21 protein-coding genes are annotated in these 20,870 nt (G+C 62.4%); 7 read left to right on the top strand and 14 right to left on the bottom strand.

Annotated features, from left to right (window positions below; translation table 11 throughout):
• Positions 1-11 precede the first annotated feature (11 nt).
• On the top strand, positions 12-530 hold the full coding sequence (locus ACXX81_RS19075) for an acyloxyacyl hydrolase (protein WP_209988344.1): 519 nt from the start codon (positions 12-14) through the stop codon (positions 528-530).
• A gap of 56 nt (positions 531-586) precedes the next feature.
• Here the strand turns inward: ACXX81_RS19075 and ACXX81_RS19070 are convergent, their stop codons facing one another.
• The 12 genes from ACXX81_RS19070 to ACXX81_RS19015 form a co-directional block, all read right to left on the bottom strand.
• Entirely contained in the window at positions 587-892 is a 306-nt protein-coding gene (locus ACXX81_RS19070; RefSeq protein ID WP_004372444.1) for a YkgJ family cysteine cluster protein, read from the bottom strand.
• 52 nt (positions 893-944) lie between these two features.
• A complete protein-coding gene (locus ACXX81_RS19065) occupies positions 945-1,454 on the bottom strand; it encodes a DUF2878 domain-containing protein (RefSeq protein ID WP_231422464.1) in 510 nt (169 codons plus the stop codon).
• On the bottom strand, positions 1,447-2,718 hold the full coding sequence (locus ACXX81_RS19060) for an SAM-dependent methyltransferase (RefSeq protein ID WP_209988349.1): 1,272 nt from the start codon (positions 2,716-2,718) through the stop codon (positions 1,447-1,449). The genes ACXX81_RS19065 and ACXX81_RS19060 overlap by 8 nt, the downstream gene beginning before the upstream one ends.
• Positions 2,705-3,514 (bottom strand): DUF1365 domain-containing protein, encoded by an 810-nt coding sequence (locus ACXX81_RS19055; RefSeq protein WP_209988352.1) that lies wholly within the window; start codon positions 3,512-3,514, stop codon positions 2,705-2,707. Before ACXX81_RS19055 ends, ACXX81_RS19060 begins: the two co-directional genes overlap by 14 nt.
• Positions 3,511-4,758, bottom strand: coding sequence for an NAD(P)/FAD-dependent oxidoreductase (locus ACXX81_RS19050; protein ID WP_322212594.1), 1,248 nt, complete (start codon positions 4,756-4,758; stop codon positions 3,511-3,513). Before ACXX81_RS19050 ends, ACXX81_RS19055 begins: the two co-directional genes overlap by 4 nt.
• On the bottom strand, positions 4,755-5,537 hold the full coding sequence (locus ACXX81_RS19045; RefSeq protein ID WP_209988357.1) for an SDR family NAD(P)-dependent oxidoreductase: 783 nt from the start codon (positions 5,535-5,537) through the stop codon (positions 4,755-4,757). Before ACXX81_RS19045 ends, ACXX81_RS19050 begins: the two co-directional genes overlap by 4 nt.
• Entirely contained in the window at positions 5,534-5,959 is a 426-nt protein-coding gene (locus tag ACXX81_RS19040) for a nuclear transport factor 2 family protein (protein ID WP_209988360.1), read from the bottom strand. The genes ACXX81_RS19045 and ACXX81_RS19040 overlap by 4 nt, the downstream gene beginning before the upstream one ends.
• On the bottom strand, positions 5,952-7,394 hold the full coding sequence (phrB, locus tag ACXX81_RS19035; RefSeq protein ID WP_458572198.1) for a deoxyribodipyrimidine photo-lyase: 1,443 nt from the start codon (positions 7,392-7,394) through the stop codon (positions 5,952-5,954). The genes ACXX81_RS19040 and phrB overlap by 8 nt, the downstream gene beginning before the upstream one ends.
• Complete coding sequence (locus ACXX81_RS19030) at positions 7,395-8,321, bottom strand: MerR family transcriptional regulator (protein ID WP_458572197.1); 927 nt, start codon at positions 8,319-8,321, stop codon at positions 7,395-7,397. It abuts the gene before it with no gap.
• A gap of 3 nt (positions 8,322-8,324) precedes the next feature.
• Positions 8,325-9,284: a YbgA family protein gene (locus ACXX81_RS19025; protein WP_458572196.1), complete on the bottom strand. Its 960-nt coding sequence runs from the start codon at positions 9,282-9,284 to the stop codon at positions 8,325-8,327.
• A 113-nt stretch (positions 9,285-9,397) separates the two neighbouring features.
• Positions 9,398-9,613 (bottom strand): TIGR02450 family Trp-rich protein, encoded by a 216-nt coding sequence (locus ACXX81_RS19020; protein ID WP_057006989.1) that lies wholly within the window; start codon positions 9,611-9,613, stop codon positions 9,398-9,400.
• Entirely contained in the window at positions 9,610-10,596 is a 987-nt protein-coding gene (locus ACXX81_RS19015) for an NAD(P)/FAD-dependent oxidoreductase (RefSeq protein WP_209988375.1), read from the bottom strand. The genes ACXX81_RS19020 and ACXX81_RS19015 overlap by 4 nt, the downstream gene beginning before the upstream one ends.
• A gap of 213 nt (positions 10,597-10,809) precedes the next feature.
• Between ACXX81_RS19015 and ACXX81_RS19010 the strand changes: the two genes are divergently transcribed.
• Both ACXX81_RS19010 and hemH read left to right on the top strand, forming a co-directional pair.
• Positions 10,810-11,709 (top strand): TIGR01777 family oxidoreductase, encoded by a 900-nt coding sequence (locus tag ACXX81_RS19010; protein ID WP_209988379.1) that lies wholly within the window; start codon positions 10,810-10,812, stop codon positions 11,707-11,709.
• A 15-nt stretch (positions 11,710-11,724) separates the two neighbouring features.
• Positions 11,725-12,750, top strand: coding sequence for a ferrochelatase (gene hemH / locus ACXX81_RS19005; protein ID WP_209988381.1), 1,026 nt, complete (start codon positions 11,725-11,727; stop codon positions 12,748-12,750).
• A 374-nt stretch (positions 12,751-13,124) separates the two neighbouring features.
• Here the strand turns inward: hemH and ACXX81_RS19000 are convergent, their stop codons facing one another.
• Both ACXX81_RS19000 and algW read right to left on the bottom strand, forming a co-directional pair.
• Complete coding sequence (locus tag ACXX81_RS19000; RefSeq protein WP_458572195.1) at positions 13,125-15,218, bottom strand: TonB-dependent siderophore receptor; 2,094 nt, start codon at positions 15,216-15,218, stop codon at positions 13,125-13,127.
• Between the two features lie 108 nt (positions 15,219-15,326).
• The gene (gene algW / locus ACXX81_RS18995) at positions 15,327-16,481 is read right to left on the bottom strand and encodes a Do family serine endopeptidase AlgW (RefSeq protein WP_209988388.1); all 1,155 of its coding nucleotides are present in this window, start codon (positions 16,479-16,481) and stop codon (positions 15,327-15,329) included.
• A 102-nt stretch (positions 16,482-16,583) separates the two neighbouring features.
• Here algW and ACXX81_RS18990 point away from each other — a divergent pair, with 102 nt between their 5' ends.
• The 4 genes from ACXX81_RS18990 to cysN all read left to right on the top strand — a co-directional run bounded on the left by ACXX81_RS18990 (position 16,584) and on the right by cysN (position 20,851).
• A complete protein-coding gene (locus ACXX81_RS18990; protein WP_458572194.1) occupies positions 16,584-17,342 on the top strand; it encodes a Nif3-like dinuclear metal center hexameric protein in 759 nt (252 codons plus the stop codon).
• A gap of 193 nt (positions 17,343-17,535) precedes the next feature.
• Positions 17,536-18,453, top strand: a complete 918-nt coding sequence (cysD, locus tag ACXX81_RS18985) for a sulfate adenylyltransferase subunit CysD (RefSeq protein WP_122456775.1) — start codon at positions 17,536-17,538, stop codon at positions 18,451-18,453.
• A gap of 104 nt (positions 18,454-18,557) precedes the next feature.
• Complete coding sequence (locus tag ACXX81_RS18980; RefSeq protein ID WP_209988394.1) at positions 18,558-18,899, top strand: four helix bundle protein; 342 nt, start codon at positions 18,558-18,560, stop codon at positions 18,897-18,899.
• A gap of 53 nt (positions 18,900-18,952) precedes the next feature.
• A complete protein-coding gene (gene cysN / locus ACXX81_RS18975; RefSeq protein WP_209988397.1) occupies positions 18,953-20,851 on the top strand; it encodes a sulfate adenylyltransferase subunit CysN in 1,899 nt (632 codons plus the stop codon).
• Positions 20,852-20,870 lie beyond the last annotated feature (19 nt).

Here is a 20,870-nt window from a genome sequence, read left to right as displayed (position 1 = left end):
GGATGTTTCTTATGAAGCGCTTGTTCTGTTTGGCCGCGATTGTGGCCGCTGTGGTAGGACACTCTGTTTCGGCCAATGCTGCCGGCCTGGAATTTGGAGTGGGGGGAACGAGCGATTCAACCATGACCTATCGGCTTGGCTTGACCTCCGATTGGGACAAAAGCTGGTGGCAGAGCGACGTGGGTCGGCTGACCGGCTACTGGAGCGGCGCCTACACCTACTGGGACGGCGACAAGACTGCCGGTGCCAGCAGCCTGTCGTTCTCGCCAGTGTTTGTGTATGAGTTTGCCGGGCAGTCGGTCAAGCCTTACATCGAAGCGGGCATCGGCCTGGCCGTGTTCTCGCGCACTCAGTTGGAAGACAACAACATCGGCCAGGCCTTCCAGTTCGAAGACCGTATCGGCTTTGGTCTGCGCTTTGCCGGCGGGCATGAAGTGGGCATTCGTGCCACGCACTATTCCAATGCCGGCATGAGCAGCAACAACGATGGTGTGGAAAGCTACGCGGTGCACTACACCCTGCCGCTGTAATGCTTGAAGTGTGGGAGGGGGCAAGCCCTTCCCACATGGCGACTTTCGATCAAGCCTCAGCGATACGCCGTCGCAATACCCTGGCGCTCTTCAAGGCACTCCGGTGCACCCATCTCGAACTCCCGACAGATCAGCGGGCGTCGCTCGTAGATCGTGCACATCATCGTGTCGCGGTCCAGCGCTGCACACCAGCCGTCATCCAGGCGCAGCATCACTTCGCCGCCCCAGTCATCGGTGTCGATGTAGCGTTCCGGCACGCCGGTGTCGGTGATCAGCAGCACTTCCAGCTGACAGCAACAGGCCGCGCACGTCGAGCAGGTGACGGCGGGTTCGTTGAGCTGTATGTGAGGGATGGTGGTCATGGGGGCAGCTTCCAGCTTTAAGCGGCAAGCTGCAAGTAGAAGCCGACCGGCTTCATCTTTTGCTTGCCGCTTGAAACTTGTCGCTGGTGGCTGCTGCGGTCAGCAGCGTGAACACAAACGCCCACAGCACCGCCAACCCGGCCATCGTCGGGCCTGTGGCGTAACCGAACTGCACGCCGGCCAATTGGCTCCCCGCGTAGTAGGACGCCGGGCCGCCCATCGCCCCCAGCAATGCCGCGCGCCACCATGGCCGCGCGCTCCAGGCCAGGCAATGGTGCAGCGTGGTTGCCAGCAGAGCCCACAGCAACATCAACCAGAACGGAATCAGTGGGCCCGGCTCGTTGAAGTGAAACACGCCAAGGGCACGTAACGCCGTGTCCAACAGCGTGCCCACCAGCGTGACGCTGATGATCAGCACGCCATCCTCGGCCGACGAACTGATCCACAGCAGGTGAATGGCCAGTACCGCCAGCCCCACCAGCAACCACAGGCTGTCACCGCCCAGCACGCAGGCGAACCAGCCGCACTGGAACAGCGCCGCGTTGGCCAACGATTTAAGCATCGAAGCGCCCGAGCAATGGCGGGTTGATCGCCGCCGGCTTGGCCAACAGCAACTGCGCCGTGCCAATGGTGCGTTCCATGAAGCCGCCTTCGCAGTAGCACAGATAAAATTCCCACAGGCGCAGGAAATATTCGTCGTAGCCCAATTCCGCAAGACGGCCATGAGCACGGCGAAAGTTCTCGTGCCACAGGCGCAGGGTGCGCGCGTAGTGCAGGCCGAAATCCTCCATGTGCAGCAGGTTCATGTCGGTGTCGCGGCTGACGATGTGCAACATGTTCTGCACGCTGGGCAGCGCCCCACCGGGGAAAATGTAGCGCTGGATGAAATCGACGCTGTTCCTGGCCTGCTCGAAGCGTTGCTCGCGAATCGTGATGGCCTGCAGCAGCATCAGCCCGTCGGGCTTGAGCAGGTGCGCGCATTGCTTGAAGTAGGTCGGCAGGAAGCGGTGGCCTACCGCTTCGATCATCTCGATGGACACCAGCTTGTCAAACTGGCCGGTGAGGTCGCGGTAGTCCCTCAGCAGCAGTGTCACCTGGTCCTGCAAACCCAGGGCGGCAATGCGCTGTTCGGTGTAGGCGAACTGTTCCTTGGACAAGGTGGTAGTGGTGACCTTGCAGCCGTAATGCTGCGCCGCGTACAGCGCCATGCTGCCCCAGCCAGTGCCGATTTCCAGCAGGTGGTCGCCGGGCTTGAGCGACAGTTTCTGACAGATGCGTTCCAGCTTGTTCAGTTGCGCCTGTTCCAGGGTGTCGTCGGCCTTAAGAAACTGCGCCGCCGAGTACATCATGGTTGGGTCGAGGAATTCCTCGAACAGGTCGTTGCCCAGGTCGTAATGCGCCGCGATGTTTTTCTGCGAGCCCTTGCGCGTATTGCGGTTGAGCCAGTGCAGGCCCTGGGTGAACGGCCGTGCGAGGCGCGCCAGACCGCCTTCCATCGCATCGAGCACGTCGAGGTTGCTGACCATCACGCGCACCACGGCGGTGAGGTCGGGGCTGGTCCAATAACCGTGGATAAATGCCTCACCCGCACCGATAGAGCCGTTGGCCGCCACCAGGCCCCACACGGCGGCGTCGAGGATATGGATCTCCCCCAACAGATGCGCTTCCCGTGCGCCAAATACGTGGCGCTCGCCGTCCTCGATCAGCACCAACTGGCCGTGGCGCAATTGGCTGAGCTGACGCAGCACGCCCTTGCGCAGCAGCGCACTGGTCATGCCATTGACGTTCAGGCGGGTGGCCTTGACCGATACATTAGGGGATTTCATGGCGGCGATCCTTGGTATACCCAACTGCAGTGCGAGAGGCGCCATCGGCGGCTCGGTGGGGGAAAATCGGTGTGCGTTTGAGCAACAGGCGCACGGCCTGCCAGTAAATGGCCAGGCAGGTCTTGGCGGTCATCCACGGGAAGCGCCGCAGGTAACGGTGCAGGCTGGCGCGGGTGAGCGGCTCTTTTTGCAGGCTCAACGTGGCGTCGAAGACTTTGAGTTCGCCTTGCCAGTCGGCCATGTGCACGCCCAGCCGGTCGGCGGGCGGGCTGAAGCTCATGCGGTATTCGAGGTCGGGCGGCAAAAATGGCGACACATGGAACGCCTTGGCCACCGCGAAGTGCTGATGTTCGCCTGCGCCAAGGGCCAGGGCCGGCAGCACATAATGATAGCGTTCGCGCCACGGGGTGTTGGTGACTTCACACAAAATCGCGGCCAGCTCCCCACCTGCCTCGTAGCAGTAGAAGAAACTCACCGGGTTGAACGCCAGGCCCCAACTGCGGGCCTGGGTCAGCAGGCAGATCGCGCCCTGGGGCGTGCGCCCCAGCGCCTTGCCCACCTCAAGACGCACCGCATCGGTGAGGCTCATGCCGTGGCGGGTCAAGGTGCGCAGGTAGTCCTGCTGGCGAAAGCCGAACGGTGCCAGGCGATGGGTGCCGGCCAGGGGCGAGAGCGCGAGCACCTGGTCCTGCTCGCTTAAGTCCAGGTACAGCAGGCCGATGCGGTAGCGAAAGGCGTGGGCCCTGGGCGCAAACCGGCGATGGGCGATCCAGCCGCTGTACAGGGCGCTGTTCACAGGGTTTCCCCGAAGGCCTGGGCCACGCGCAGCGCGCTGACCACGCCGTCCTCATGAAAGCCGTTGGCCCAGTAGGCACCGCAGTAGAAGGTATTGCGCGCGCCGTTCAACTCTTCCCAGCGTTCCTGCGCGGCCACCGCCGCCAGGCTGTATTGCGGATGGGCGTAGGTGAAGCGCGCAAGAATTTTGCGCGGATCAATCATTGGCGTCTGGTTGAGGCTGACGCAAAACGTGGTGGCGCTGTCGATGCCTTGCAGGATGTTCATGTCGTAGGTGACGGCGGCCTGGGTATCAGCGCTGCCGGTGAGGCGGTAATTCCAGCTGGCCCAGGCCAGTTTGCGCGTGGGCAGCAGGCGGGTGTCGGTGTGCAGCACCACGTCGTTGTCGGCGTAGGGCAGGGCGCCAAGGATGGCTTGCTCGGCCTCGCTCGGGTCGGCCAGCAGGGCCAGGGCCTGGTCGCTGTGGCAGGCGAACACCACGCGGTCGAATGTCTCGCTGCCAGCGGCGCTGTGGATCACCACGCCATCAGCGCTGCGCTCGACTTTGTGCACAGGGCAATCGAGACGAATTTTTTCGCGAAAGCCGCGGGTCAGCGGTTCGATGTAGGCGCTGGAGCCCCCTTCGATCACGCACCATTGCGGGCGGTTGTTCACCGACAGCAGGCCGTGATTCTTGAAGAAACGCACAAAGAACTGCAACGGAAAACCGAGCATGTCCGCCAGGGACATCGACCAGATCGCCGCGCCCATCGGCACGATGTAATGCCGGATGAATCGCGGGCCGTAGCCGCCGGCTGCCAGGTAGTCGCCCAGGGTCATGTCGGCGCTGATGCGTTGCTGTTCAAGGTCCAGCGGCGCCTGGCGGTTGAACCGCAGAATGTCGCGCAACATGCCCCAGAACCCCGGCGAGAGAATATTGCGGCGCTGGGCGAACAGGCTGTTGAGGTTATTGCCGTTGTATTCGAAGCCACTGCGCTGGTCGTTCACCGAAAAACTCATTTCAGTGGGTTTGAATGTCACGCCGATCTGCCCCAGCAACCGGATGAAATTGGGGTAGGTCCAGTCGTTGAACACGATAAAACCGGTGTCCACCGCGTAAGGCTGGCCGTCGACCGTCACATGCGCGGTATGGGTATGCCCGCCGATGCAGGCGTTGGCTTCGAAGACGCTGATGTCGTGGCGACGGCTGAGCAGGTAGGCGCTGGTCAGGCCGGCGATGCCGCTGCCGATGATGGCGATCTTCACAGGTCGTCCTTCTGCGGCGGCGGGCTGCGCAGCATGCGCTTGCCGATGATCAGTTGCGCGCGGTTCGGCAGTTTCGACAGCGGCCACAGGGCGGCGATGAACATGGCCGGGAACGCGATCTCCAGCGGGCGTTTGTCCAGCTTGGCGAAAATGTGCCGTGCCGCTTTGTCGGCCGGCCAGCTCAAGGGCATCGGGAAATCATTGCGTTCGGTCAGCGGTGTATCGACAAAGCCCGGGCTGATCACGGTGACGTCGATATGCTCCGGCGACAGGCTGATGCGCAGGGATTCGAACAGATAACGCAAGCCGGCCTTGGACGCGCCATAGGCTTCGGCCCGTGGCATCGGCAAGTAGGTCACGGCGCTGGCGACGCCCACCAGGTGCGGCGTGCGCCCGGCGCGCAGCAGCGGCAGGGCGGCTTCGATGCAGTAGCTGCTGGCCAACAGGTTGGTGCGCACCACGTGTTCGACGATGGAGGAATCAAACTGACGCGCATCCACGTATTCGCAGGTGCCGGCATTGAGAATCACGGTGTCCAGCGCGCCCCAGGCTTCGCCGATGCGCTCGCCGATTTCGCGCACGGTCTGGCTGTTGGTCAGGTCGCCGGCCACCACCAGCACCTGGCCGGGGTAGCGCCGGGCTAGCGCGTCCAGCGGGCCTTGGGAGCGCGAGCTGACGGCCACGTGGGCGCCGCTGTCGAGCAGCTCCAGGGCCAGGGCGGCACCGATGCCACTGCTGGCACCGGTCAACCAGTAACGGCGGGGCGAGGTCAGGCTCATGCGATTCTCCTTTTCAGCCAGCTTATGGCTCGGCCGACTACCGGCAGGTGTTCATAGAGCATGGCGCCGGCATCGAAATAGTCGCGATGGCGGTACACCTTGTTGTCGCGCCACATCAGGTGCGAGCAGCCTTCCACTCGGATGACCTTGCCGCCGTTGAGGCGCGGGTGGCAAAAACTCATTTTCCAGCGCAGGTAGCCTTCGCCTTCGGCCACCTCATCGAAACCCTGATAGTCGAAACGCAGCTGGCTGATCTGGCTGTACAGCTCGCTGAAGTAGCGGCGCAGTTCAGGCAGGCCATGCACCTGATGCAGCGGGTCGGCGAAGGCGATGTCCTGGCTGTACAGGCTGTCGAGCAGGTGCAGGTTGTGCTTGTCCAGCGTGGCAAAGGCCTGGGCGAAGCGGCGCAGAAAGTCACTCATGCGCGGCCACCGCTTGACGGGACGGCAGGCTGCGGAAGGCGGCAAGGGCGCGCTCGCGGGATTTTTTCAGGTCGACGATCGAACGCGGGTAGTCCGCCACGCCGAACAGTCCACCGGCGGCCTCGGGGTTGTGCACGTCCTTTTTGTTCAGCGCCCCCAACTGCGGCAGCCAGTGCTTGATGAACACGCCCTCGCCGTCGAATTTTTCCGACTGGCTCAGCGGGCTGAAAATGCGGAAATAGGGCGCCGAGTCGGTGCCGGTGGAAGAACTCCACTGCCAGCCGCCGTTGTTGGCAGCCAGGTCGCCGTCGATCAAGTGGCGCATGAAAAAACGCTCGCCCTCGCGCCAGTCGATCAGCAGATTCTTGGTCAGGAACATCGCCACCACCATGCGCAGGCGGTTGTGCATCCAGCCGGTCTCCAGCAACTGACGCATGGCCGCGTCGATGATCGGCAGGCCGGTGCGCGCTTCCTGCCACGCCGCCAGGTCCTCGGGCGCGTGGCGCCAGGCGACGGCTTCGGTCTCGGGCCGGAATGCGCGGTGGCGCGATACCCGTGGGTAGCCGACCAGAATATGTTTGTAGAACTCACGCCACAGCAATTCGTTGATCCAGGTGACGGCGCCAACGTTGCCCGTTTCGAACTCGCCGCTGTTGCTCTGCAACGCCGCGTGCAGGCACTGACGCGGCGACACCACACCGGCGGCGAGGTAGGCGGAGAGCTGGCTGGTGCCCGGTTTGGCCGGGTAGTCGCGCTCGTCCTTGTAATAGCCGATCTGCTGGTCGGTGAAGGCGTCGAGGCGGCGTCGGGCTTCGTCTTCGCCGGCCGGCCAGAGTGCGCGCAGGCTGTCGCTGGGCGTTTCGAAGCCGGGCACGCTGTGCGGAATCGGGTCGCTGGCGAACGGCAGTTTTTGCTGGGCTTTCGGCGTTGCCACCAAGCGCGGCAGCGCGCTGTGCAAGCGGCTGTAACACACCTTGCGAAACTGGCTGAAGACCTGGAAGTAGGTGCCGGTCTTGGTCAGCACACTGCCGGGTTGAAAAAACAGTTGGTCGAGGTAGCGGTGGAACGTCACGCCGCAGGCTTCCAGTGCTTGGGCCACGGCCTGGTCGCGACGGCTTTCGTGGATGCCGTATTCCTCGTTGATGTGCACCGATTCCACCGACAGTTCCTGGCACAGCGTGCTCAGCACGGCGGGTGCCTGGTGCCAGGTCGGGGCGGTGCGGATCAGTAAGGGAATGTTGAGTGTGCCCAGCGCCTGGCTCAGGGACTGCAGGTTGCGCAGCCAGAAGTCGACCTTGCACGCGGCATCGTCGTGGGCCAGCCATTGCTTGGGCGTGATCAGGTACACGGCGGCCATCGGGCCGCGCTGGCTCGCGGCGGCCAGGGCGGTGTTGTCGTGCAGGCGCAAGTCGGTGCGCAGCCAGATCAAATGCATTTAGACAATTCCACGCTCAATCAGTATCTGATGGGCCGCCAAGGGGTCTTCGGCGACGAACAGGTCAGGGATGTCCTGGGTTAGTACGGCCAGTTCGGCGTGGTGGATGCACACCGTTGGTCCGGCGAGCAAAATTGGGCAACTGACGCCGCCCAATAGTTTGGTCAACGCCGGCACATTGAGGGCCTTGCTCGAATACAGCAACACCGCGCGCGGTTGCAGGTGTTCTACCGCGAGGGCCAGTTCGCCGGCAGGCAGCGGCCAGTCGAAGACTTCCACCGGGCAGTCGGCGCTGCTGGCCAACCACGCGCTGAGCCACAGGTGCGGCTCCAGGTGCAGGTCGGAGTGATTGACCAGCAGCAGTGGCGCGCCCTGTAACTGGCGATTGGTGTGGTAGATGCGTGCACCGAACTTGCTGCGCAGCCAGGACAGGAAAAATACCCGCTCCATCTGCGCGCCGAACTGGCCCTGCCAGCGTTGCTCCAGCGCCTGCAACAGCGGCAACATTAATTGCGCGCAGAGCGTGCGCGGCGGGTACAGCGCCATGGCCTGGTTGAAGGCGTCGTCGACCCGGCGCTCGGCCAGTTCGCTGATGGCGGTCAGCAGGTTCTGGTGCAGCGCGTGCCATTCGTTTTCCACGGCGTCCGGCCCGGTCTGCGCAGAGTCGATCAGGTTTTTCACTTGGCTGACCGGCACGCCTCGATTGAGCCACGTAAGGATGGTGTGGATGCGTTGCACATGGACATCGCTAAATAGCCGATGCCCCTTGGGCGTACGCTGCGGCACGATCAGGCCGTAGCGCCGCTCCCAGGCGCGCAGGGTGACCGCGTTGACGCCGGTCTGGCGCGCCACCTCGCGAATCGGCAGCCAGCCGTCTTCGAGGGCTTGGGCGATGTCATCGGGTTCGTCTAGCAGGGCGGCTTTCATGGCTTAGATCGCATTTCGCAGGCTGAGGTTTTCCGGGTGCGGTTGCAGGTAGGCCTGCTGCGCGATGTAGCGATCCGGGTGTTGGCGAAAGTGGTGCTTGAGCAGGGTCAGTGGCACCACCAGCGGCACGATGCCGTGGCGGTATTGGTCGATGACGGTCTGCATTTCCTGCTTGTCGTCGCTGCTGATGGCCTGCTTGAGGTAGCCACTGATGTGCTGCAGCACGTTGGTGTGGGTGCCGCGGGTGGCGCATTTTTTCAGGCCGGTCATCAGGTCGCTGAAATAACAGTCGGCCAACTCCGAGAGGTTATCGCCCTTGCTCATGCTGCCCAGCAGGTTACCCAGGCTTTTGTAATGCGCCGGGCTGTGGGCCATCAGCAAATATTTGTAGCGCGCATGGAAGGACAGCAAGCGATGACGCGTCAGGCCTTCGGCCAGCAGCTGTTGCCAGCTGTCGTAAACGAACACACGGGTGAGGAAATTTTCCCGCAGCACCGGATCGTTCAGCCGGCCGTCTTCTTCCACCGGCAGGTTGGGGTGGCGCGCGCAGAATGCCTGGGCGTAGATGCCGCGCCCGCCGCCGTCGACCGGGGCGCCGTTGTCACGGTACACCTTGACCCGTTCCAGGCCGCAGGACGGCGACTTCTGCATGAAGATGTAGCCGCACAGGTCGGTGTGTTCACGCGCCATCTGCTGGCCGTATTCGTCGAGAGGCTGGGTGACGTTCAGCTCACGGTGCACGGTGCCCACCGCCTGCGGGTTGGTGGCGTCGCCGACCAGGCGGATGGTTTCACGCGGGATACCCAGGCCGATGGCGACTTCGGGGCACAGCGGCACGAAGTCGAAGTAATCGGCGAGCGTCTCGCTGCACAGCTGGGATTGTTTGTGTCCGCCGTTGAAGCGCACGTTCTCGCCCAGCAAGCAGGCGCTGATGCCAATCCTGGGTTTTGCGGTGCTGGGCATGGGCAAACCTCGGCAAAAAAATCCTGTACAGGCTTAAGGCTCTGTACAACTAATCTCATCATAGGTTTGATGGTGTACAAGTCAAATATTTTGTATAGGTTTTGCTGCGGGGGTTACTTCCAGCCCATGGTCCAGTGGTCAGCGTCTTGCAGGGTTTGCCACGCAAGGCGTTGGGTGCGCCGGGTCATTACTGCCTGAAGTTCGATTTCCAGTACGGTGTTTTCCTCGTCACGAAACAGCTCGGTGACGAGGAAATGCTTTTCCTTGTTCTTCGGCGCGGTCGCGGTCCATTTCGACAGCAGCAGCTTGGCCGGATTGATGCGGTTCATTGCAGATGCTCGATCAGGCGTCGCGCCGCTTCCTGGCCGCTGAGCCATGCGCCTTCGACACGGCCGGACAAGCACCAGTCACCGCACACGAACAGGCCCAGGTCGGCGTCGGCCAGTACGCCGAACTCGTGGCTGCCGGACGGGCGGGCATAGAGCCAGCGGTGAGCCAGGCTGAACGACGGCGCCGGCATGGCGCAGTGCAGCAACTCGGCGAAGGCGCCGTGCAGGTGTTCGATCACGGCTTCCCTGGACAGGTCCAGGTGCGCCTTGCTCCAGGCGCTGGTGGCGTGCAGCACCCAGGTGTCGAGGGTGGTGTCACGCCCGGGCTTGCTGCGGTTGCGCGCGAGCCAGTCCAGCGGGCTGTCTTGCACGAAACAGCCTTGCATCGGCGTATCCAGAGGTTTGTCGAAGGCCAGGGCGATGGCCCAGGTCGGGTCCATCTTCACGCCGGCAGCGGCACTCGCCAGCTTGGGCGCGGCCGCCAGCAGCGCAGTGGCCTGGGGAGCGGGCGTGGCGATGATGACGTGGCTGAACGGGCCATGGTTGCCGCCGTCGGCGTCCAGCAGGTTCCAGTGTTGTTCGCCCTGGAATACGTCGGTGATGCGGCAACCGAATGTCACCGGCAGGTCGTCGAGCAGCGCACGGGTGATGGCGCTCATGCGCGGTGTGCCGACCCAGCGGATCTGCTCGTCGGGGGAGGGCGTGAGCTGGCCGGCCTTGGAGTTGTACAACTGCGGCTTCCACTGCTCGGCCCAACCGTTGCTCTGCCAGCGCTGTACTTCGTTGACGAAGCGGCGGTCGCGGGCGGTGAAGTATTGCGCGCCCATGTCCAGCGCGCCGGCATCGCTGCGCTTGCTGGACATGCGGCCGCCGCTGCCGCGGCTTTTATCGAAAAGGTGTACGACCTGCCCCGCGTCTCGTAACGCTCGGGCAGCGGACAAGCCGGCGATGCCGGTGCCGATGATTGCGATGGGAACACTCATGGGAGGCCTCGTTTTACCGTTGGGTACAGCCTACGCCGACACCAATAGCTGTACAATCTCGTTTTTTGGTATAAGTTTTGGCGTGCCTGATTGTGTGGCGTGACCTATGGTTAACGTCGGTGACTTAACCAACGTTACGTCCGAATTCAACATTGTCCCTAATTAGTAAAATAGACCAGTGACGGGCGGTGAACGTTACATGAGGAAGATCCCATGCATATTTTGCTGACCGGCGGTACAGGTTTGATCGGCCGCCAACTGTGTCGCCACTGGCTTGCCCAGGGCCATCGCCTGACTGTCTTGAGCCGTCAGCCGGAAACAGTGGCCAGGTTGTGTGGCGCCCAGGTACTGGGCGTTGGCCGTTTGCAGGACGTGATCGGCGAGGTGGACGCGGTGGTCAACCTTGCCGGCGCGCCGATCGCCGACCGTCCGTGGACGCACAAGCGCAAGGCGTTGCTGTGGAGCAGTCGCATCAGCCTCACCGAAAGCCTGCTGGCGTGGATCGAAGGCCTGGCGCAGAAACCGGCGGTGTTGATTTCCGGTTCGGCGGTGGGCTGGTACGGCGACGGTGGTGAGCGCGAATTGACCGAAGCCAGTGGCCCGGTGCAGGACGATTTCCCCAGCCAGCTGTGCATCGCCTGGGAAGAAACCGCCCAGCGCGCCGAAGCCCTCGGGGTGCGCGTGGTGCTGGTGCGCACTGGCCTGGTGCTGGCGGCCGAGGGCGGCTTTTTGTCGCGCCTGCTGCTGCCGTTCAAACTGGCGCTGGGGGGCCCTATCGGCAATGGGCGGCAGTGGATGCCGTGGGTGCACATCAAGGACCAAATCGCCCTGATTGATTTTCTTCTGCACAAGGAAGGCGCCAGCGGTCCTTATAATGCCTGCGCGCCACACCCGGTGCGCAACCGCGAGTTTGCCAGGACCCTGGGCCAGGTGCTGCATCGCCCGGCCTTCATGCCGATGCCGGCGTTTGCGTTGAAGGTGGGGTTGGGCGAGTTGTCGGGATTGCTGCTGGGCGGGCAGAAGGCCGTGCCTGAACGGCTGCTGGCCGCCGGTTTTACATTTCAGTTCACGCAGTTGCATGCGGCCCTGGACGATTTGTCCAGCCGCCTTTAAGCCATAGGAAGTTGCATGACGGATCACGCGTTGTTACTGGTCAACCTGGGTTCTCCCGCGTCCACTTCGGTGGCCGATGTGCGCAGCTACCTCAACCAGTTTTTGATGGACCCTTATGTGATCGACCTGCCGTGGCCGGTGCGGCGCCTGCTGGTGTCGCTGATCCTGATCAAGCGCCCCGAGCAGTCGGCGCATGCCTACGCCTCCATCTGGTGGGACGAGGGCTCGCCCCTGGTGGTGCTCAGCCGTCGCCTGCAAGAGCAGATGACCCGGCAATGGACCCAGGGCCCGGTCGAACTGGCGATGCGTTACGGTGAGCCGTCTCTGGAAACCACGCTGACGCGCCTGGCCGCGCAGGGCATCCAAAAGGTAACGCTGGCGCCGTTGTACCCGCAGTTTGCCGACAGCACGGTCACCACCGTGATTGAAGAGGCCTGGCGGGTGATACGTGAGAAGCAGCTGAAGGTGCAACTCTCGATCCTGCAGCCGTTCTACGATCAGCCGGAATACCTCGACGCCCTGGCGCAGAGCGCGCGGGCGTATGTGGAGCAGGATTACGATCACCTGTTGCTCAGTTTTCACGGGCTGCCCGAGCGCCATTTGACCAAACTCGACCCCACTGGCCAGCATTGCTTCAAGGACGCCGATTGCTGCAGGAATGCTTCGCCTGCGGTGCTCGCCACCTGTTATCGCGCGCAATGCTTCAGCGTTGCGCGTAATTTTGCCGAGCGGCTGGGGTTGCCGGACGGCAAGTGGTCGGTGGCGTTCCAGTCGCGCCTGGGCCGCGCCAAGTGGATCGAGCCCTACACCGAAGCGCGCCTGGAAGCGCTGGCCCAGCAGGGTGTGAAAAAGCTGCTGGTGATGTGCCCGGCATTTGTGGCCGACTGCATCGAGACGCTGGAAGAGATCGGCGATCGCGGGCGCGAGCAGTTTTGCGCAGCGGGGGGCGAGGAATTGGTGCTGGTGCCGTGTCTCAACGATGACCCGCAATGGGCGGCGGCGCTCAACACGCTCTGCGAGCGCGCGCCGGTGTCACTGTAATCGAAACCGGCACAGCTCCAAATGTGGGAGGGGGCTTGCTCCCGATTGCGGGGTGTCAGTCACGGCATCTGGTGACTGATCCACTGCTATCGGGAGCAAGCCCCCTCTTATCAAACACAAAATAACTTATTGATTTTAAAGCCTGAAGTTTCAGGCAGCCACATTCCTGTGGCGAGCGGGCTTGCCCCGCGTTGGGGTGCGAAGCGCCCCCAATCAAGCAAAACGCGGTGTACCTGATACGGCTCAGCGTCTGGTTTTGGGGCTGCTGCGCAGCCCAACGCAGGACAAGCCTGCTCGCCACAGAGGCCCCAGTTTGCTGCGCGACAGCGCTAAGTCGAAGACTTGGCGGAGCCTCGCACATATTTGCTCTGTGTTTACAGGTTGAGGGTCAGGCTGACCGTGAGGTTGCGCGGCTCGCCCGGATTCACCCAGTAAGTGCTGTAGGACCGTTCGTAATACTTTTCATCGAACAGGTTGTTCAGGTTCAAACCCACGGTCACGTTTTTGCTGGCCTTGTAGTGGGCCAGCAAATCCACGGTGTGATAGGCGGGCAATTCAAAGCGGGTACCCGCCTCGCCGGAGCGATCGCCCACGTAGGTAAACGCCGCGCCCAGGTCTGATCCGCGCAGCGCGCCATCCTGGAATTCATACACCCCCAGCAGACTGCCGCTGTGCCTGGCCACGCCGAGAATGCGGCTGCCGGCTGGAATGGTAGCGTCGCCCTTGGTCACTTCGGCATCGATGTAGGCGTAGGCGCCGATCACCCGCACGGCGTCGGTCAGTTGCCCGCTCAGTTGCAGGTCAACGCCCTGGCTGCGAGCCTTGCCCATGGCGCGGTTGGTGTTGGTGGCCGGGTCCAGGGCGAGCACGTTTTCCTTCTCGATATGGAACGCGGCGACGGTGGCGCTCAGGCGGTCTTCGAACAGCTCAGTCTTGATCCCCACCTCGTAACCCACGCCTTCTTCCGGCTTGAACGTGTTGCCGCCGGCATCCAGCCCGCTGTTGGGCTTGAACGAGGTGGATGCGTTGGCGAACACTCCGACTTCAGGCGTGAGCTGATACAGCAGGCCGGCGCGCTGGGTGAGGGCGTCGTGGGTCTGCTGGCTGGTGACGTTGCGGGTGAAATCGTCGGTGCTCTGCTCGAAATGCTCAACACGCGCGCCCACCATGCCGCGCAGGCGGTCGGTGAAGATGATCTGGTCCTGCAGGTTCAGCGCGTGGCTTTTGGTCTGTTCGAAAAAATCGGTACCGGAGCGCAGGCCATTGGGCTTGGGCTGGCCGTAGACAGGGTTGTAGAGGTCGATGGCGTAATTGCTGCCGCCGATGGCGGTCACGCGTTCCTTCTTGCGGTAGTCCTCGTATTCGGTGCCGATCAGCACCTCATGCTGCCAACTGCCAATGTCGAACAGGCCGCGCAACTCCAGCTGGGTGATGCTGTCGTGCCAACCCATGGAGCGTTCGCGGTAACGACGGTTGAGGGTGTGGCCGTCGGGATTCAGCGCGCGGTTTTCCGACGCATCGCCCCACAGGCTGCCCTGTTTGTAATGGCTGGCCAGGCGCAGTTTCCAGGCGTCATTGAGGTGGTGTTCGAGGGTGGCCTGGATACGGTTGTTGTGGTTGTCGATGTCACCGTCATTGGGCTCGCCGAGGAAGGTGGAACGCGAAACACCGGGGGCGGCGACGATGCCACGGTCGAAGGTGGAGCTGTGGCGCACGAATTCACTTTCCACCAGCAGGCTGGTGTCCGGGTCCAGCTGCCAGCTGAACGAGGGCGCGACGAACACGCGCTTGCTCTCGACGTGATCGCGAAAGCTGTGGTTGTCCTCCACGGCCAGGTTGACCCGTGACAGCACCTTGCCTTCGGCGTCGAGCGGAGTGTTGACGTCCAGCGCGGTGCGATAGCGGTCCCAGCTGCCAGCGCTGGTTTGCAGGGTGGTGAAGGCTTCGGGCTGGGGCTTTTTGGTGACGATGTTCACTGTGCCGCCGGGATCGCCACGCCCATAGAGGCTGGCGGCGGGGCCCTTGAGCACTTCGATGCGTTCGATATTGGCCGCATCCGGTGTGCTCGGGTAGCCGCGGTTGGCGCTGAAACCGTCCTGGTAGAACTCCGAGGTGGTGAAACCGCGCACGCTGTATTCGTAGAGGGTCAGGCCGCCGAAGTTGTTCTGCTTGGACACGCCGCCGGCAAATTCCAGCGCGCGTTCCACGCTGGTGCTGCCCAGGTCCTTGAGCACTGTGGCGGGGATCACGCTGATCGATTGCGGGATGTCGCGCAGGGCTGTGTCGGTTTTCGTCGCGCTGGCAGAGCGGCTGGCGCGGTAGCCAGTGACCGGGCTGGTGGCGGACTCATAGGTATCACCGGTGACGCTGATGGTGTCCAGTTCCACGGTGTTTTCTTCGGCGTAGGCGGGATCGAGCAGCAAACCCAGGGCGAGGCCGGCCAGGGGGGCAAACTTTCGAGACGACATGAGAGAGCGTTCCAAGGACTATATTGAAACAATATAACATGCCAATAGAGAGGTTTTTGCTGCGAAACATAAAGTTACAGGTGCTCGCGAAAGGAGCACCTGAACGGCTTATTCCTCTTCTTTCACCGGCGCAGGCGGCGGACGCAGGCCGACTTCCGCCATCAGCTTGATCTCCTTGCCATTGCGCATTACCTGGATCGCCACCTTGTCGGTCGGCTTGATGCGCGCCACCTGGTTCATCGACTTGCGCCCGTCGCCTGCAGGTGCGCCGTCGATGCTGAGGATCACGTCGCCCAACTGCAGGCCGGCTTTCTGTGCCGGGCCGTCGCGGAAAATCCCGGCTACCACGATCCCCGGGCGCCCGGTGAGGCCGAACGATTCCGCCAACTCCTTGGTCAACGGCTGCACTTCGATACCCAGCCAGCCGCGAATCACCTGGCCGTGCTCGATGATCGACTTCATCACTTCCATCGCCAGCTTCACCGGGATCGCAAAACCGATGCCCTGGGAGCCGCCGGACTTGGAGAAAATCGCCGTGTTGATCCCGGTCAGGTTGCCATTGGCGTCCACCAGCGCGCCGCCTGAGTTGCCGGGGTTGATGGCGGCGTCGGTCTGGATGAAATCTTCGTAGCTGTTAAGACCCAGCTGATTACGCCCGGTGGCGCTGATGATGCCCATGGTCACGGTCTGGCCCACGCCGAACGGGTTACCGATGGCCAGCGCCACGTCGCCCACGCGCAGGCCGTCGGAGCGGCCGAGGGTGATCGCGGGGAGGTTTTTCAAGTCGATTTTCAACACCGCGAGGTCGGTTTCCGGGTCGCTGCCCACTACGCGCGCCAGGGTTTCGCGGCCGTCACGCAGGGCTACCACAATCTGGTCGGCGCCGGTGGTCACGTGGTTGTTGGTAAGGATGTAGCCTTCGGGGCTCATGATCACCCCGGAACCGAGGCTCGATTCCATACGGCGTTTCTTGGGCCCGTTGTCGCCGAAGTAGCGACGAAATTGCGGGTCTTCAAACAGCGGATGGGCCGGCTTGTTGATGACCTTGGTGGTGTACAGGTTGACCACCGCCGGAGCGGCGATGACGACCGCGTCTGCATACGTCACCGGGCCTTGCACCACGGTGGTGGCTTGCGGCGCCTGCTGCAGGTTTACGTCAAGGCTTGGCAGGCCCACCCACTGGGGGAAACGCTGAATGATCAGCGTCGCGATCAGCACGCCAGCCAGCAATGGCCATCCAAAAAAACGCAGTGCCTTGAGCATCAAGTAAGTCCTGACAGGTTGCAGGGGGCGGGGGAGCGCCCATAATGTCGCGCATTATACGAGGCTGCGAGCGCCTCGGAACCGGATATTTAGGAGTCTTTTATGGCCGTCCCCCTTACTACCCTCGTCGAGGAAGCGGACCGCTACCTCGCCAGCGCAAAAATTGCCGATTACTGCCCCAATGGCCTGCAGGTGGAAGGGCGCCCGCAGGTGATGCGCATCGTCAGCGGCGTCACCGCCAGCCAGGCCCTGCTGGACGCGGCGGTCGACGCGCGCGCTGACCTGGTGCTGGTGCACCACGGGTATTTCTGGAAGGGCGAAAACCCATGCATCACCGGCATGAAGCAGCGCCGCCTGAAAACCCTGCTCCAGCACGACATCAGCCTGCTGGCCTACCACCTGCCGCTGGACCTGCACGCCGATGTCGGCAATAACGTGCAACTGGCGCGGCAGCTGGATATCACGGTCGAAGGCCCGCTGGACCCGGGCAACCCCAAGGTAGTCGGCCTGGTCGGCTCCCTGGCCGAGCCATTGTCGCCCCGCGACTTCGCCCGTCGTGTGCAGGACGTGATGGGCCGCGAGCCGTTGCTGATCGAAGGCAGCCCGATGATCCGCCGTATCGGCTGGTGCACCGGGGGTGGCCAGGGCTACATCGACCAGGCGATTGCCGCAGGTGTCGACCTGTACCTGAGCGGAGAAGCCTCCGAGCAAACCTTCCACAGCGCGCGGGAAAACGACATCAGCTTCATCGCCGCCGGCCATCACGCCACCGAACGCTATGGCGTGCAGGCGCTGGGCGATTACCTGGCGCGGCGCTTCGCCCTGGAACACCTGTTCATCGACTGCCCCAATCCAATCTAAGCCACTAATTTGCGGCAAATGTGGGAGCGAGCCCCCTCCCACATTGACTGCATTGCACTGCCAAACTCGGCGGCATATTCATATACCGTTTCGATCTAGCTGGCTCCCTGAATAGAAGAAGTCGCTGTGCTAGCATGCCCCGCTCGAACACGGCCCGCAGGCCGTCCATAAGATCGTTTTTCCGTGAGTAACCATGGTCGACAAACTGACGCATCTGAAACAGCTGGAGGCGGAAAGCATCCACATCATCCGCGAGGTCGCCGCCGAGTTCGACAACCCGGTGATGCTCTACTCGATCGGTAAAGACTCCGCCGTGATGCTGCATCTGGCACGCAAGGCCTTCTTCCCGGGCAAACTGCCGTTTCCGGTGATGCACGTCGACACCCGCTGGAAATTCCAGGAAATGTACAAGTTCCGCGACCAGATGGTTGAAGAACTGGGCCTGGACCTGATCACCCACATCAATCCGGACGGCGTGGCGCAAGGCATCAACCCCTTCACCCACGGCAGCGCCAAGCACACCGATATCATGAAGACCGAGGGCCTCAAGCAGGCCCTGGACAAGCATGGTTTCGACGCAGCGTTCGGCGGTGCCCGTCGCGATGAAGAGAAATCCCGTGCCAAAGAGCGCGTGTACTCGTTCCGCGACAGCAAGCACCGCTGGGATCCGAAAAACCAGCGCCCCGAGCTGTGGAACGTTTACAACGGCAACGTCAACAAGGGCGAGTCGATCCGTGTGTTCCCGCTGTCCAACTGGACCGAGCTGGACATCTGGCAGTACATCTACCTGGAAGGCATCCCGATCGTACCGCTGTACTTCGCCGCCGAGCGCGACGTGATCGAGAAGAACGGCACGTTGATCATGATCGACGACGACCGCATCCTCGAGCACCTGTCCGACGAAGACAAAGCCCGCATCGTCAAAAAGAAAGTACGTTTCCGTACCCTTGGCTGCTACCCGTTGACGGGCGCGGTGGAGTCCGAAGCCGAGACGCTGACGGACATCATTCAGGAAATGCTCCTGACGCGAACTTCCGAGCGCCAGGGCCGGGTCATCGACCACGATGGCGCCGGCTCCATGGAAGATAAAAAACGGCAAGGGTATTTCTAAGCTTTGAGTTACAAGCGGCAAGCTGCAAGTTAAAGGCGGTATGCGTAGCTTTGTGGTTTGGTGCTTGCAGCCGGTTGTTGCGAGCCGCGATTGAGTGACTCGTAATGGACTTCGAGAAGTTGCTTGTTTGGCAAAGAAGCAAGGGTTTGGCGGTGGGAATCTATCGAGAGTTTGCGCGATGCAAGGATTTTGGCTTCAAAGACCAGATTACTCGCTCGGCACTCTCAATACCCTCCAATATTGCCGAAGGCATGGAGCGTTGCAGTGCCAAAGAAAAGATCCGTTTTCTTTGGATTGCTAAGGCTTCCTGTGGAGAGTTACGGACACAAATTCTCATTGGTAGTGACGTTGCTTACATCGCCCAGCCGCTGGCTGACAACTGGATTACAGAAACTCGCGAGCTGTCAAAAATGCTCTGCGGCCTGATCAACAAAATTTCTGACTAGCTGTACGCCGACAAGCTTGCCGCTTGAAGCTTACAGCTTGGAGCTTGAACCCAATGAGCCATCAATCTGATTTGATCAGCGAGGACATCCTCGCTTACCTGGGCCAGCACGAGCGCAAAGAGATGTTGCGCTTCCTGACCTGCGGCAACGTCGACGACGGCAAGAGCACCCTGATCGGGCGCCTGCTGCACGACTCCAAGATGATCTACGAAGATCACCTGGAAGCCATCACCCGCGATTCGAAGAAGTCTGGCACCACCGGCGATGACATCGACCTGGCCTTGCTGGTCGACGGCTTGCAGGCCGAGCGCGAGCAGGGCATCACCATCGATGTTGCCTACCGCTACTTCTCCACCGCCAAGCGCAAATTCATCATTGCCGACACCCCGGGGCATGAGCAGTACACCCGCAACATGGCCACCGGTGCCTCCACCTGTGACCTGGCGATCATCCTGATCGATGCCCGCTATGGCGTGCAGACCCAGACCCGTCGCCACAGCTTCATCGCCTCGTTACTGGGCATCAAACACATCGTGGTGGCCGTCAACAAGATGGACATCAATGGCTTCGACCAAAGCGTATTCGAGCAGATCAAGGCCGATTACCTGAAGTTCGCCGACGGTATCGCCTTCAAGCCCAGCACCCTGGCTTTCGTGCCAATGTCGGCGCTCAAGGGCGACAACGTGGTGAACAAGAGCGAGCGTTCGCCCTGGTACACCGGGCAGTCGCTGATGGAGATTCTCGAAACCGTCGAGATCGCCAACGATCGCAACTACACCGACCTGCGTTTCCCGGTGCAGTACGTCAACCGTCCAAACCTGAACTTCCGTGGTTTCGCCGGCACCCTGGCCAGCGGCATCGTGCACAAGGGTGACGAGATCGTGGTGCTGCCGTCCGGTAAAAGCAGCCGCGTCAAATCCATCGTCACCTTTGAGGGTGAACTGGAGCAGGCAGGCCCCGGCCAGGCCGTGACGCTGACCATGGAAGACGAAATCGATATCTCCCGTGGCGACCTGCTGGTACACGCCGGCAACGTGCCGCAAGTGACCGACGCCTTCGACGCCATGCTGGTGTGGATGGCCGAAGAGCCGATGCTGCCGGGCAAGAAATACGACATCAAGCGCGCCACCAGCTACGTGCCGGGTTCCATCACCAGCATCGTGCACCGTGTGGACGTGAACACACTGGCCGAAGGCCCGGCCAGTTCCCTGCAGTTGAACGAGATTGGCCGGGTCAAGGTCAGCCTCGACGCCGCCATCGCCCTGGACGGTTACGACAGCAACCGCACCACCGGCGCGTTTATCGTTATCGACCGCTTGACCAACGGCACCGTGGCGGCGGGCATGATCATCGCGCCACCGGTCGGTCATGGCGGCGCGGCGCAACACGGCAGCCTCGCCCACGTGGGCACCGAAGAACGCGCCCAGCGCTTCGGCCAGCAGCCGGCCACCGTGTTGTTCAGCGGCCTCTCCGGCGCCGGCAAGAGCACGCTGGCCTATGCGGTCGAGCGCAAGCTGTTCGACATGGGGCGCGCGGTGTTCGTGCTGGATGGCCAGAACCTGCGTCACGACCTGAACAAGGGCTTGCCGCAGGACCGCGCCGGTCGCACCGAGAACTGGCGTCGCGCCGCCCATGTGGCGCGCCAGTTCAACGAAGCCGGTCTGCTGACCCTGGCCGCGTTTGTCGCCCCGGATGCCGAAGGCCGTGAACAGGCCAAGGCGCTGATCGGCAGTGACCGCTTGCTGACCGTGTATGTACAGGCGTCGCCGCTGGTGTGTGCCGAGCGTGATCCGCAAGGCTTGTACGCGGCGGGCGGGGACAACATCCCCGGTGAGTCCTTCCCGTACGACGTGCCGTTGAACGCCGATCTGGTGATCGACACCCAGGCCGTGTCACTGGAAGACAGCGTCAAGCAGGTGCTGGAGCTGTTGCGTCAGCGCGGCGCGATCTAAAAATGTGGGAGGGGGCTTG

This window comes from Pseudomonas sp. GNP013 (genome assembly GCF_054343995.1).
This window is presented reverse-complemented; position numbering and strand designations above follow the sequence as displayed.